Raw genomic sequence first — 14,874 nt, forward strand, 5'->3', positions numbered from 1 at the left:
AGCTTTTTTTGATAGAAAGTATGAGCTACTAGAAATAAAAAACCTGCTAAACACAGAAGCTTAGCAGGCTTTTAGCTCCCCTTTCAATAGGGGGCTTTTATTTTCTTTAGTAAAAAGCAATTTTTTTCAAATACTATAACGCAGCTCCCTCCAAACCATTAGCATAAGTATGTTGAGCGGTTGCTTTAGAAGGCGCTCTAAATTGATAGGTAGCAATTACCCCATTTCCATCAAAAAATTTATCGAATGCAGTGCAAACTAAATCTTTCGAATAAAAGATATGTTCATCTCTAGTAGCCAATTGTAAATCAATTTCGCTATCGTTTAGTCGATGTACATTTTTAAACTCTTGCAACTCTGGTGTCCACGAAGTCAATTGAGTACCACTAAACGTCAATAATGGTTTGTCTTGAAAATTGGTATTAATATAGTTGCTCAATTTTGCCAAATGCTGTTCGGTCTGCCTTCTCATTCCCTTATCTATAGGCACCCGTGTATTCAAAAAAGAAATTTCTTCGTGTACACTATCAATAAACATGGTTCCTACCAAGGAAACCGTGTTATTACCAGAATAATATAAGGTGTCGATATTTTGCAATTTATACTTTGAAAAAACAAACATTGCTAAGTCATTGTTACAAATAATCTTTTTCCAATAAGGCATTTGAGCAGACAGCCTCTTAGTTAATGTTTCCTCTAAACTAGGCTCTATAGGAGTCTGTATAGATAGGAAATTAGCCTCTAGCCCCTTAAACGATTGGTCAAAGTTAGCAATTTCATCCTCATTATCGAGGACTAGGTGTGCTACACGAATTTGAATATCGTCCGTAGGAGTTGAATAGGTAAATTCTTGTGTTAATGACTCTTTAATAAAAGAACACAATACAATACAGGCCAAAAAATTAGAAAAGATAACCAAATTGTTTCGGAAGACAAGCCCCATAAAACCTACTCCCAAAAATAACAACATAATGGAAATAGCATGAGCAGATAAAAAATGGTTAAAAATTGAATCTGTTGGTATAACAATACCCAATGTTAGACTGGTCACAAATATCAACCATAATATATTGATTATTTGTGCATTATTAAGGTTATTAAGTTTCATAGCGCAAATATATACAATTCCTTTTAAAAATCACCAAAAAAGTACTTAACCTCCTTAACGAGAAAGTAGTTTCAGGCCTTATCTCTCTATTAATAAAATACTAGGCAACAACTTTTATAAGTGCCCAAATTTATTATTTCCTTCATTGTGATAGTTGCGTGTAATTTTGTTTTCAAATAGGATGTCAACATTTTATTCCCTAAAAAATAAGTGTTTCAATTTATTATTACATCAAACACTCATTGTTCCTTCTAAATTAGGGTTAGTGTGATTAATACCTATTGGGGTAGGTTCTCTTCTTAACGAGAAATTTTAGGCTTTTATTACCTCTAATCCTCATTTTTATTCCAAATAAAAAATTTAATTTATTTTACAATTTTCTTTACAAGGTTCTCAAACTCTGCAAAGTTAGTATAACTTTAGCTATTCCATTTTTTTCTTGTTTTCAAAACCCAATTTTTTCATCGACATTACAAGCTCATTAAGAACACCGTAAACAATCACAAATTCATCATTTGTTAAACTATGAAAAAAATTTACTTCGCCTCTGATTTTCATTTAGGGGCACCAACTTTTGAAGCAAGCCAAAAAAGAGAGCTTAAAATTTTGCGCTGGTTAAGGTCTATAGAACACAATGCAGAAGCTATTTTTTTGGTCGGTGATATTTTTGATTTTTGGTTTGAATACAAAACCGTTGTCCCCAAAGGGGCCATTCGTTTGTTGGGTAAATTAGCCGAACTAAGCGACCGAGGTATAGAGATTCATTTTTTTGTTGGCAATCACGACATCTGGATGTTTGATTATTTTCCCAAAGAATTGGGCATCCAAGTACACCATCAGCCCCTACAAATAGAGCTCAAAGGAAAACAGTTTTTTATAGCACATGGAGATGGTTTAGGTCCTAATGACTATGGATACAAACGGCTGAAAAAAATATTTACGAATCGACTCTGCCAATGGTTATTTAGATGGTTTCATCCCGATCTAGGAATTCGCTTGGCAAATTACTCTTCTTCTAGTAGTCGATCTGCTCAAAAAGAACCAGAATATTTTTTAGGCTTGGATAAGGAATGGTTGTTGTTATATGCTAACTATAAATTAAAACAGTTGCCCCAAACAGATTTTTTTATTTTTGGTCATCGCCATCTCCCCTTAGATATTCTTTTGGACAATCAACAAAGTCGCTATCTAAATTTAGGAGAATGGTTTGGTTACTGTACTTATGTAGAGTTTGATGGGCAAAATTTAGAATTAAAGGCATTTGAGAATTTATCATTTGATCTCGCAACCGCTAAGCATTAATCTCAATTATGGTACAACTACTTCTTTGTTTCCTTTGTGTTTTGACAGGGCATTCTTATGCCCAAGATTATACCTTTAAACCCTTAAAAACAATTTCCAAAACCACTCGTTGGATGGAAGTAGACAAAATGAAACATCTGTACCTAATTGAAGATGATCATACCTTGTCAAAATACAGCCCTGATGGTCTTTTGTTGTATCAATTTAATGAAAATAGCTTAGGGCAAATTTCTTATGTTGATATTAGTAACCCACTTAGGGTTTTGGTCTATTATGACGATTATGCTACTGTCCTTTTTTTGGATCGTACCCTTAGCGAAATACAACGCCACGATTTATCGATCTTAGACATTTCACAAGTCCAAGCCTTAGGTACTGCTTCTGACAATACCATCTGGATTTTTGATAACAACTCTTATACCCTAAAAAAAATAGATAGTCAAAATAATGTGCTTGCAGAAAGCACCGACTTAAACCTCCTTTTGTCAGAAGAAATAATCCCCAATCGACTCACAGAGGTAAATTCAAGAGTCTATCTGAATTCTCCAAATCTTGGAATCTTGGTTTTTGACATTTTTGGAAATTATATCAAAACAATTGAGATCCCGCAATTGGATTATTTCCAATTATACGAGGGACAATTATTCTATGTAGAAAAGAAAATTTTTCAAGCTTATCATTTATTATCCTTTCAAACAAAAAAAATTGAACTTCCCTTCGTCAAAGACAATTTAGAACAAATAAGTATTGCACAAGAGCGTATATATATAAAATATCCAAATAAAATCAACATCATTGATTTAAAACAAAAATAATTATTTTTTTTTGTGAAAAAATTTGGAGAACTGGAATGATATGTTGTATATTTGTGTCGCTTTCAAAGGAAAGGTATTGGCTTCTTAGCTCAGTTGGTAGAGCATCGGACTGAAAATCCGTGTGTCGGCAGTTCGAGTCTGCCAGAGGCCACAAAGCATCTTGAAATTATTCAAGATGCTTTTTTGTTTAACACCGTCCCCCCTTTTATTTCATTCCCCGTTAAGCTTAATATGCACTACTTTATTACTGTTGTATTATTCTTTACGATTATAAGCAACTCCCAAGCACAAACGTTACAAGAAATTGCAAATGGATTGGAAATTGAGCAAATACGACTCATCACAGAAAATCAAGACCATTATTTAGAAGTTATATTTTCGGGTAGCGAGCAGAGTTTTTTTGAGCGTTCATTTCCTTATCCCAAAATCCAAATTGAGTTGGAAGATGGTACTCGTTTAAAAACTGAGATCACTTATATGCTCCTAAAAACAGTCCTAGTCAAAACTAAATTACAGCAACTCCCCAAGGATTTTAATTGCAAGGTTCATCTTAACACCTTACACAATACCGAACCTGACCTTGTATTTTCGTATACTTCAATGCCCGTTGGGAAGAATCAATTTGAGGTTACCAACATCGATTTGTTGCGCCAAAATGGACAAAATTTTTTAGCGCTAACCATCAAAGATCACAACCCTAAAGGACAAATATACCCTTACCCGATATTTAGGATAGAATCCAATCAAAAACTAATTGCTGAACGTGATTTCTCAACAACTGAGTTGGTCGAATTAGAGCTAATTCCTACCACCTTAAAGCAACTTCCCAAAGACTTCTCTTGTACCATCTATTTAGATAGCTTTGGAGACATGGGATCTCTTTCTTATCAATTCTTTTACCAAAAAAAATAAATTACGAGTCGCTGCTATATTTTTTCCAGAAAAAGACAATTAGTACCAAAACCAATATCCCCCACCAAAGTTTTAATCTTGGCGACTCTTGAACAATAGGACTAGAGTCCCCTATGGGTATAAAAGCAGACCAAAATGCTGGATGTGCAGTTATGCCTTTAGCATGATCCATATAAGTCATCTTGGCTTGGCGCAAAGCTTCTGCTTTATTCATTTCAGTCATTAAATTGGCATAAAAATCCTGCATCAATAGGGCTGTTGAAAAATCATGTACTTGCCACAACGAAACAACAAGGGATGGTACCCCTGCATACATAAAAGAACGAGCTAAGGATAACACGCCCTCTCCCTGCTCAAATTTCCCTACTCCTGTCTCACAAGCAGACAAAACAACCAGTTGAGCATTTAAGTCTAACTGTGAAATTTCGTAAGCATGCAAAAAATTATCTTCTTCAGTGGCTAAGTTTTCACTAAAGGCAAGGCTTGACAAAATGGGTGCGTCTTGATTTAAAATGCCGTGCATCGCTAGATGAATGATTCCATAATTAGAAGCATTCTTTTTAAAAAAGGCTTCATTCGCCTCGATTCCTTCCAAAAAATCTCCTGAACAAGTTGCTGCAATTCCTTTCACTTCTTTCTGCACAGCAGGTAAAGGTTTTAATGTTTTTCTTAATTGCCCCAACCTGCGCCCTCTTTTTTCGAATAGCTTAGCTTCTTCTTCTTTCCCATAACTAGATGCACAAGCCAATACTTCACCATTAGAGACCCAATTTAGGTTGCTTTTATTCTCTTTCCACAAGGTAGCAGAGTAATTATAACTAATCCGATAGTCCTTTAGCAAATAAGACAAGTTCTTATATCCTTTTTGGGTTGGGGGCTCTTTTAAGAACACTTCAAATGGCAAATGTCCTAGTTCATAATCAGGAATAACAATTAATTGTTGAATACCTTCAAGCCCTCTAATCCCAGGTTCAACCATTTCTTGATAAAACCAACTGGCCATTGTTGTGTATGACTTCCAAGCCGTCAAACTGTCGCTCAATATAAAATGATAGTCACTTAATGCTTTATGAAGAACGGCAACATTTTCCTTCAATTTTTCTTTTGCAACGGCTAATGGAATAACGTTTAATTGATCCGAAGTGAGTGTAAATAAATAGGTTATTGAATCTGCAACAAAATAAGCCAAAAGAGTGGTTTGAGGTTCAAGCATTGCTTGGATTTCTTTTGTTGTATTAGAGACCAGCGCCTGTCCATACTTTGTTTGAAAATACTTTGGATACGCTTTTTTTAGGGTGCGTTTAAATTGGTTAATTTGATTGTTTAACTGATTTAAATTAGCTCTAACCGTTGCAGAGTTGGTGGGTGAAGTAGCCTCTAATAGCTCTTTTTGAAGAATAGATTTTTGCTTTTGTAAACTTCGTTCTTGTTGCACTAAACTATCTGGTAAACCGCCAAAATGGTGCTTCTGTTTAGATCTTAAGGCATCCAACAAAAGCATTGACTTATTTTGTTCTGCAAACCAAAAAGCAGCTTCCTTGTATTCATTGCCCCCTCCGAGCTCCATCAATTCCAAACAACTTTCCATTCCGAGCTTAATAAAGGTTGCTACGGTATTAAGCACGGTATATTTGTCCGTTTCAAAGGTAAATTCATTTCGAAATCGCTCATTCAATACAATCACTTGCTTAATGACTTCATGCCGCTGCTCCAACCATTTTTTATCTTCTGTAGATTTGTAATATGCATATAAAATACTTGATAGTATTTCGTAGATATGATTAATCTTTAGTTGGTAATCGTACTTTATCGTTGGTATTTGACGAATAAAACGCTCGGAGTACTGAAGTTTTTGTTGATAATCCGAAAACGTCGCATTTAAGGCTTGCATAATATACTTCAAGGCTAAGTCCAATTGTTGCTTATCTCGATAAATTTTTGCTGTTAAGCCTAGTGTATTGATATAAAAAGGATGTTTTTTGCCCAATAACTTAGCCTGTTTCTGGTTTAAGTCTAGACAAAGCTGCTCTGCTTGCTCATAAGCTCCTTTTCGAATCCACAAAGAAACCAAAGTAGATTGAGCAATTAGATACCAAGGATGCTCATTGCCTATTTTTTTAGACATAATGGTCAAGCCCTCCTTTATAGCAGCTTCAGCATCATCATAACGCTCCAATTTGGTATATAAAACAGCAAGCGTATTGAGTGAATTGGCATATTCTTTATCCTCTTTGTCCAGTGTTTTTTTTTGAATAAACAAGGCTTGTTTAATCAATTTAATAGCCTCTTTGTTTTTATTTTTTGCCTGATAAACAGAAGCCAGATTGCTCAAGGTAAAAGCAAACTTTGCATTGCTAGTACCCGATAATTTTTCTTGAATCGTTAAGACCTCCTTGTAACAAGACTCTGCCTCTCCATAACGTTCCAAATTATAGTAGGTCGTAGCAAGCCCTTCTAGCGCATAGGCGTAAGCAGCGTGTTCTTTCCCAAAATGCTCCAAACAAAGCTCTTCCAAATAAGTATATAAATCCAGTGCACGCTCATACTCCCCCAAATCATTGTACACAACAGCAGTATTATAAATAATCCCAACCAAATCCTTGTCTTGCTCCCTATAGACCTGTTTAGCAAGCGACAATAAACGATTGTAAATCCGCTCAGCATCTTCTAATTGTCCTGTTTTCTGATAAAATCCAGCTAAAGTAGCAAGTGCATCTAAGGTAATTGGGTGATTATTCCCTAATTCTTTTTTTCGTATTTCGAGCCCCTCCAACAAATTAAATTCTGCTGCAACAATATCTCCTTTTTTGTAATTGCGTTCGTACAACTCATCCAACCGCTGCACCTTTTGGGCAGCATCAGATTGCCCCATTAAATTCGCTTGCAACAAAAAAAATGCAATTCCAACAATCAATATTTGATAAGGAGTTTTCATTCGCTTTTTTATTATAATACTCCGCTAATGTTCAACTACTTCCTTCAAAACAGCTTTCTCTAATTGTTGAAGTATTTCGTGGGTTTGTTTAAAATCTTTGACATTCTCACAAACCAACATTAGATAACGAGTAGATTGTTTTAGAAAGAATCGATGGTCGCTTTTCTTTTGAATGTGCCCTAGCAGTGTTCCAAAAAATTGACTGTCAAAGAAAGCAGATTGCTGATCGCTAACAAAATAGCAACGCAATTTTCTGTTTTTGAGCATAATTCGTTCAAAACCTAAACCTTTTGCCTTCCAGCGAATTCGGATCGCCTCAAAAAGATTGTTAACCGCCTTAGGTGTTTTACCAAAACGATCTTCCAACATTTCTTTAAATTTAGCAATTCCTGCTTCATCTTTAATCTTATTCAGCTCTTGATACAAAGCCAATCGCTCCTGAATACTTGCAACATATTCATCAGGGATCATCAAATCCAAATCAGATTCAATATTGACATCTTGGACAAATTCTCGTTTTTGCTCCAATTCTTCTTTAAACAACTCCTTATAGTCGGTTTGTTTCAGTTCTTGGATCGCCTCATTCAGAATTTTCTGATAGGTTTCGTACCCCATATTCATTACAAAACCACTTTGTTCTCCTCCCAATAAATTTCCAGCACCTCGAATGTCCAAATCTCGCATTGCAATATTAAAACCACTTCCCAATTCTGAAAATTGCTCTACGGTCTGCAAACGCTTGCGAGCATCCGAAGTTAAGGTAGACATTGGAGGCGCCAATAAATAACAGAATGCTTTTTTGTTAGAACGTCCCACCCGACCTCTTAGCTGGTGTAAATCACTCAAGCCAAAATGATGGGCATTGTTGATAATAATGGTATTGGCATTCGAAATATCAAGCCCTGTCTCAATAATATTTGTGCAAATCAAAACCTCGTAATAGCCTTTAATAAAATCCATTAAAGTCTGCTCCAATGCTGTAGCATCCATTTGACCATGCGCCATTGCAATATCAACGTTAGGGCACAATTCTTTGACCATAGAAGCCATATCCGCTAGGTTTTGCACCCGATTGTGCACAAAAAAGACCTGCCCACCTCTATTAACTTCATTTTCGATTGCTTCTTTAATCATATCCCCACTAAATATACGCACCTCCGTCTCTATAGGCTGTCGATTGGGAGGTGGTGTATTCATAACCGACAAATCTCTTGCGGCCAGCAATGAAAATTGCAAGGTTCTAGGAATTGGAGTAGCAGTTAAGGTTAATGTATCTACATTCACTCGAATATTACGCAATTTTTCTTTGGCTCCCACCCCAAATTTTTGCTCCTCATCAACAATCAAAAGCCCCAAATCACCAAATTTTACTTTTTTATTTAAAATGGCATGTGTTCCGATCAACAAATCAATTTCTCCAGCCTCCAATTTTTTATAGATGGCTGTTTTTTCCTTAGTCGTCCTAAAACGGTTGATGTATTCCACCTTTACGTCAAACTTTTTGAGGCGCTCTCGAAAGGTTTGAGCATGTTGCAATGCCAAAATAGTAGTTGGTACCAACACCGCAACCTGTTTTCCTGCAACAATAGCTTTAAAAGCAGCCCGAACAGCAATCTCCGTTTTTCCAAACCCTACATCGCCACAAATTAATCGATCCATAGGGTAAGGCTTCATCATATCCTCCTTAACCTCCTGCGTTGCCTTGGCTTGGTCGGGGGTATCTTCATAAATAAAAGAAGCCTCCAATTCATTTTGCAAATAGCTATCTTCAGGAAACTCGATTCCAACAGTTGATTTTCGCTTGGCGTATAATTTAATCAAATCAAAGGCAAGTTCTTTGATTTTTTTCTTGGTTTTCCGCTTGGTGTTCACCCATGCATTTGACCCCAATTTGTGTACCTTAGGCGCAGATCCTTCTTTGCCTGTGAATTTTGATATTTTGTGCAAGGATTGAATTCCCACGTAAAGAATATCATTGTCTTTATACACCAATTTGACGGCTTCTTGGTGTTTCCCCTGCAATTCTATTTTTTCTAACCCTCCATAGCGCCCAACTCCATGGTCAATATGTGTTACAAAATCCCCAGGCTTCAACTCGCTCAAGGCTTTTATTTTGAGTGCTGTATTTTTATCAAAACCTTGACGCAAACGAGAACGATGGTAACGTTCAAAAATCTGATGATCGGTATAAACGGCTACCTTTAAGTGATAATCCACAAACCCTTGATGAATAGCCGTAGGAATCGAATGCCATTGCACCTGTACGTCTAGGTCTTCAAAAATGCTATAAAAACGTTCAATTTGTTTTACATTTTCAGCAAAAATATAATTGGTAATTCCTTTTTTAGTATTCTCTTCTAAGTTTTGAATAAGCACCTTAAAATTCTTATTAAAACTTGGCTGTGGTGTGGTCTGATAACTAATAAGCGTTGTTGGCTTTAGCAAAGTTTCGTTGCTCAATTCCAAAACTGAATATTGATCTAGCGCTCCTATTACCTCTCTAGGATACAAAAAGGCAGCCCCTTGCAGCAATAAGCTCTCCTCTCCTCTAGCTTTAGCTGCCAATTCTTCTACTACCGACAAAAACTCTTTTGATTTTTCAAAACAAGTTTGCAGCTTATCTAAGAGCATCTGTGTATCTGCCATCCAAACGACGGTCTCTTTAGGCAGTACCTCTAATAAAGAAACTTTTTGCTGTGCCTCAAATTCTGTATTTACATTGGGTACAATCGTTACAAATGCAATTTTTCGAGTAGACAACTGAGAGGTAGGGTCAAAGGTTCGGATGCTTTCTACCTCTACATCAAACAACTCTACTCGATAAGGGTGTTCATTGCCATAAGAATAAATATCGATAATGCCCCCTCGTACAGAAAACTGCCCTGGCTCATAGACAAAATCTACTTTTACAAAACCATACTCAACTAGTATTTCCACCAAAAATGGCACATCTAATTCTGTTCCTACTTTGATTTCAATAGCCGCATCTTTCAAATTAGATGGCGCAACAACTTTTTCAAACAAAGCCTCTGGATACGTAACAACAATAGCGGGTGCATTAGGATGCTCCACAAGTTTACTAACGGTCTCTGTTCGCTGCAAAACACAGGTTCTATCCAGTTTGTCAAACCCCATTGGGCGGCGATAAGAATCGGGAAAAAATAAGGCTTCTTTGCCTTTCTTCAATAAAGAACTAATATCATTTTGCCAATGAGCGGCTTCTTCTTTATCTTGTGCAACCACCAAAAATGGTTTTTGGTAAAGCTGATGAATTGCTGTTATCACAAAAGCAGGTTGTGCGCCTATCAGCCCCTTTAATTGTAAATTTAGCTGCTCTTTTTTATTTAAAGTAGCTACAATTTGTTCGCTTCGAGGATCTGTGGTATACTGCTGAAAAAGTTGCTCTAAATTCATATTAATTATAATTTCGGTTCTTTGACAAATTGTGTGGAATCGTAAACTACCTTGCCTGCTTATTACTACTTTTGTTATAAGTTATAGGTCGTAAGTCGTATGTCCTGTATTTACAGGAACTAAGCATACGACTTACGACCTATAACTTTCTTCTAAAACCATGTAGTAGCAGCGAAGCTAAAAAGTAGTTAAAAGCTTACCCTTTTTTAGTGTTTACCTCACGATTTATCAAAGAACCATAATTTCTAAAGAAGAACTGCCCTAAAACGGCAAAGATAGTAATTATGTCTTAAGAGGTTTAATAAAAAACGCTCCAAAAATAAGCTTTATCAACAAAAAATGTTCTTATTGAGTAAGGCAATACCTTATCTATAAAAAATAATTTCGTTTTGTAACATACTGTTCATCTGAGGGTAATCTACAATTAAGCATTTCAAATCATCAAAACCGCAACCAATGTCAATAGTCTTACGCTTAGTCAACTACTTAAAGTCAAAATTTAGATTTTTATTGTTGTGTTTTATTCTTGTTTTTAGTTTTACAATTGTTCAACACCTTGGAGAGTACGAATCCTTTGTGGGTAAGTATGGTACGGGCTTAGGGCTTTCCATCCCACTCGTTTTAATTTGGTATTGGCTAGAAAAGAAATTTCAGCATCAAGTTCAATCCGACCATCAACGCTCTGCGTTTTGGATATTATTATTTTTGATTGCGATCCCCTTGGGGACTTTGCATCTTCTAAAAAAAGAATTGAATTATCAGTATTATTTCCCAATGTGTGATTGTGCTCCAAGTGCGACTAGACAAGACAGAGTTGGTGCTATTTGTACCGATCATTTCAAAAGCTATTCAACAGGTCGAGGCACTTGTTCAGAACATGATGGAGTCAAAAAATGGCAATGTAAATGTGAATAAATAGGTTTTCTGAATGGCGATAAAACAAAGAATCGTTCTCTGATTCAATTTCATACGATCAAATGATATTTAATCTCCTAGCCTATAAACCAATCGCCAGCCATATTCTATAAAAAATCATATCAAAATAAACAACTAATTACATCACTTATACTTTTTTTCACTACATTAGTCCTACCGTCTATGGTTTTACTGTCCTAATCTTCGAAAGACCTTAGACAAAATTTTAACACCTAGCACTTAGTTGATCTATAAAGCCCCAAACCTTTCTTATAGTTTATATATATTCTAAAAATAATCTAAAATTAAATGTAAAGAACTATATCCCTCATAAAACTAAAATCACATCACTTTATTTCACCCAAAATTTCAAGACGATGAGTACCATTATAGACCAAGCCAAAAATGCCATTAATGTATGGAATGATACCCGAAACAATTCCACTGCTGTCAGCAACTACTTTAACCAAGGAGCTTATTTTGAAATCTCAATAGAAGATTTTGAAGCATGGAATTCTAACAATCCTACTGAAATTCATGCCTATATGGGCTTGGAGATTCCTCCTGGAGCACCCAATTTTGCACTTCACTTATTTTCTGTTGATAATATAACCGACCAAAAGCCCGTAGAATCTCATCAAGCGGAATACTTAGAAAAACTGAAAAAGAGCATTTACCAAAGAGCCATATTGCCCAATGTTCATTTTAATATGAGTTTAGGTAATGCGGACGAAATAGAACCTTTAGATGCCTTACAAGCTTCTACCCAATGGACATTACACAAAGACCTATGGCTTAGTCAGCAGACTGACTTAGTGCAAACTTTTATCATTCCTTTTAGTGATCTAAAAAAACTTTTTTTGGTTAGAGGGGCAGAATCGGTTGTCGTTTTGCCAGCGTTAAAAGAAATTGATAATATGCCCAATGTATTTCAGATCGATTTGATGCTTTGGGGACATACATCTGAGGGAATTATAGGACGCTATCCGAAGGATTTTATAAAGCCTGCACCGCCATTTTCAAACCCATCCCATTTTCAATTATTAGACTATGCTCTATCCTAACAAGAAACACTTAATATTTTATTCGAATGTAAATAAATAAAATTGTAATATAATAGATGCATATAGAAACAATTTGGAGAATCACAGAGTTATCAATGTATGCTTTGGGGGCTATTAGTATTTTTTTTTATAAAAAACTCACCCCAAAATATAAACTAATTAGTCTCTATATTTGGGTAGGGATTTTTATTGATAGTTTAACTACCTATTTATTAAAAAGCACTAATTACAATCTGTTTCTATTACCTATATACAGTTTTATTGAATTAGCAATATTTTCTAAACTTTATCTTGATTTTTTTCTAAGGAAGCAAAACCGTCATTTACAACTTTTTGTTCTCTTGGCTCTTGGCTTAATCCTATTGGATTTTTTATTTCTATGTGATTTATTTAATGCTGAAACTTTTTATGCATTTAGCAAGGTGATTGCAGATTTAACGATTATTATTTTGTGTTTAATCTACTATTGGAAAGTCCTAAAAGAAGAAATGCCCATTGATAAAGAATTACTATTGCTCAATTCGGGTTTCATTAGTTATTTTTCTATTAATTGTTTTATTTTTTTATCCATTAATTTTCTAATCAATGAATCCTTAGATTTAGTAACGCCTTTTTGGACACTGAATGCTTTAAGTGCTTTATTTCTTTACCTATTCTTGACTTATATGATATGGCAGCATGGCAAAATCCAGAAAATTTCGCCCTTTGGTTAACAATGGTTCTGATTGTTATCACAATGTTGATTATAACCTTTGTATCCTTTACAAAAATGTACTTTTCCCGCATTCTCAAGGAACAGCAAAAGTTACAAAAAGCAATGGTGGCACATCAACAACAGTTGTTGGAGGATAGCGTTTTAGTTCAAGAACGAGAGCGTACTAGGATTGCTGCGGATTTGCACGATGATCTAATTTCCAAACTCAATATATCTTTATTGAGTTTGCATACAACCAAAGACATCAATAGCGTCAGTACCTTGTTGCAAGATAGCATTGCTTTGGCACGGCAAATTTCACATGATTTAAGCCCACCAATGTTGCAACAAAGTAGTTTAAAGGAATTAATTGAAGATTTCATTTTTCCAATTAAAGAAAGTCATTCTATACATTTTTCGCATGCTTTAAGTACTCCATATATGTTGACATCAGATACCAAACTACAGGTGTTCAGAATTTTTCAAGAAGCAATCAACAATACGCTCAAACATGCTCAAGCGACACAACTACAAGTTCATTTACGCCTAAGTCCTAATTTACTAGCCGTACAAGTACTTGACAATGGGGTTGGGTTTGATAGTTCTTCTTCCAAGAAGGGCTTGGGCTTAAAAAACATTGCCCTAAGAAGTCAAATACTGAATGGTCACTTTAGATTTAGTACCCCTAATAATCAAGGCAGCTCTTTTTTATTCTATCTCAAACAACCGTTATTAGAACGTCCAAAACAATAAATATATGACTATCGAGAAAAATATTATCCAACTTGCAATTGTAGACGACGAACAACTGATTGTAAAATTATTAGAAGGATTTTTTACACAACAGGCTAATGTAAATGTTTTTTTATCGGCATTTAGTGGCGAAGAATTCCTAGAAGAATTAGAAAAATCTGAACAGCTTCCAGATATTGCCTTACTTGATTTGAGAATGAAAGAACTTGATGGCATAGAATTAACAAGTATTCTAAAGGAAAAATACCCCTCTATTAGAATCATAGTCATCTCCTCCTATTACAAAAAATACTTTATGGGCTATATGTTAAAAACAGGTGTTAGCGCATTTTTACCTAAGGGGATCTTGCCTACAGAACTGCTTAAGATCATTGAAACAATCAATCAAGAGGGCTATTATTTTTTACCAGAACAAGTAGATATGATGCGCACCCAAATCGCTCCTAAAGCTCCTAAACCCAAACTTAGTATAGAGGCAACCCTGACTTCTCGTGAAAAAGAAGTACTGCAACTCATTTGTCAACAATATACAGCACAAGAAATTGCGAATAAACTTTTTATTACAAAACGAACGGTTGAAGGGCACAAAAACAAATTATTGTCTAAGATAGGCGTAAAAAATACAGCTGGCTTGATTATTTATGCGATCCAAAAAAATATTGTTGATATCCAATCTTTACAGATATAGTAATGGAGGGCTAATTAGAACAATCTAGTTTGCATTTCTAAAAAGCTAGAGGCAGCTCATACCAAACAAGCCCCTTTAGTTGTAAAAAATGGAAGGAGTAATTTTGAGTAGTTAAATTTGAGATGATATAAATCTAATCAAATATGTATTGAAAAAACATTCTTGGTCATATACAAAAGCATTGTTATCAGTACTAGTAAATAAGGTTTGTACAAGAAGATCAACATATATACAGCTATTTTTTTTTCGTGATGTCATTCTTAAATAACAACCT

11 protein-coding genes and 1 tRNA gene are annotated in these 14,874 nt (G+C 35.3%); 9 read left to right on the forward strand and 3 right to left on the reverse strand.

The genetic code is table 11. The features are described 5' to 3' along the window. Positions 1 to 133: 133 nt before the first annotated feature. Entirely contained in the window at positions 134 to 1,108 is a 975-nt protein-coding gene (locus AsAng_RS22205) for a hypothetical protein (protein ID WP_264789299.1), read from the reverse strand. 525 nt (positions 1,109 to 1,633) lie between these two features. On the opposite strand from AsAng_RS22205, the gene AsAng_RS22210 reads away from it, so the two are divergent. The 4 genes from AsAng_RS22210 to AsAng_RS22225 all read left to right on the forward strand — a co-directional run bounded on the left by AsAng_RS22210 (position 1,634) and on the right by AsAng_RS22225 (position 4,137). Further along, positions 1,634 to 2,410 carry a UDP-2,3-diacylglucosamine diphosphatase gene (locus AsAng_RS22210; RefSeq protein ID WP_264789300.1) on the forward strand — a complete coding sequence of 259 codons (777 nt, stop codon included), beginning with the start codon at positions 1,634 to 1,636 and terminating at the stop codon, positions 2,408 to 2,410. Between the two features lie 8 nt (positions 2,411 to 2,418). Beyond that, positions 2,419 to 3,225: a hypothetical protein gene (locus AsAng_RS22215; RefSeq protein ID WP_264789301.1), complete on the forward strand. Its 807-nt coding sequence runs from the start codon at positions 2,419 to 2,421 to the stop codon at positions 3,223 to 3,225. Between the two features lie 78 nt (positions 3,226 to 3,303). Then, a tRNA-Phe gene (locus AsAng_RS22220) sits at positions 3,304 to 3,376 on the forward strand. Positions 3,377 to 3,456: 80 nt separating this feature from the next. Continuing rightward, positions 3,457 to 4,137, forward strand: coding sequence for a hypothetical protein (locus AsAng_RS22225; RefSeq protein ID WP_264789302.1), 681 nt, complete (start codon positions 3,457 to 3,459; stop codon positions 4,135 to 4,137). Between the two features lies 1 nt (position 4,138). Here the strand turns inward: AsAng_RS22225 and AsAng_RS22230 are convergent, their stop codons facing one another. Both AsAng_RS22230 and mfd read right to left on the reverse strand, forming a co-directional pair. Beyond that, complete coding sequence (locus AsAng_RS22230; protein ID WP_264789303.1) at positions 4,139 to 7,072, reverse strand: CHAT domain-containing protein; 2,934 nt, start codon at positions 7,070 to 7,072, stop codon at positions 4,139 to 4,141. Between the two features lie 24 nt (positions 7,073 to 7,096). Further along, on the reverse strand, positions 7,097 to 10,486 hold the full coding sequence (gene mfd / locus AsAng_RS22235) for a transcription-repair coupling factor (protein ID WP_264789304.1): 3,390 nt from the start codon (positions 10,484 to 10,486) through the stop codon (positions 7,097 to 7,099). Positions 10,487 to 10,942: 456 nt separating this feature from the next. On the opposite strand from mfd, the gene AsAng_RS22240 reads away from it, so the two are divergent. The 5 genes from AsAng_RS22240 (at position 10,943) to AsAng_RS22260 (ending at position 14,600) form a co-directional block, all read left to right on the forward strand. Then, the gene (locus tag AsAng_RS22240; RefSeq protein WP_264789305.1) at positions 10,943 to 11,401 is read left to right on the forward strand and encodes a hypothetical protein; all 459 of its coding nucleotides are present in this window, start codon (positions 10,943 to 10,945) and stop codon (positions 11,399 to 11,401) included. 377 nt (positions 11,402 to 11,778) lie between these two features. Then, positions 11,779 to 12,465, forward strand: coding sequence for a hypothetical protein (locus AsAng_RS22245; RefSeq protein ID WP_264789306.1), 687 nt, complete (start codon positions 11,779 to 11,781; stop codon positions 12,463 to 12,465). A gap of 341 nt (positions 12,466 to 12,806) precedes the next feature. Next, positions 12,807 to 13,178 carry a hypothetical protein gene (locus AsAng_RS22250; RefSeq protein WP_264789307.1) on the forward strand — a complete coding sequence of 124 codons (372 nt, stop codon included), beginning with the start codon at positions 12,807 to 12,809 and terminating at the stop codon, positions 13,176 to 13,178. 56 nt (positions 13,179 to 13,234) lie between these two features. Further along, positions 13,235 to 13,912 carry a sensor histidine kinase gene (locus AsAng_RS22255; RefSeq protein ID WP_264789308.1) on the forward strand — a complete coding sequence of 226 codons (678 nt, stop codon included), beginning with the start codon at positions 13,235 to 13,237 and terminating at the stop codon, positions 13,910 to 13,912. Positions 13,913 to 13,916: 4 nt separating this feature from the next. Next, positions 13,917 to 14,600: a response regulator transcription factor gene (locus AsAng_RS22260; protein ID WP_264789309.1), complete on the forward strand. Its 684-nt coding sequence runs from the start codon at positions 13,917 to 13,919 to the stop codon at positions 14,598 to 14,600. Positions 14,601 to 14,874 lie beyond the last annotated feature (274 nt).

This window comes from Aureispira anguillae (assembly GCF_026000115.1).
GTDB classification, from domain to species: domain Bacteria; phylum Bacteroidota; class Bacteroidia; order Chitinophagales; family Saprospiraceae; genus Aureispira; species Aureispira anguillae.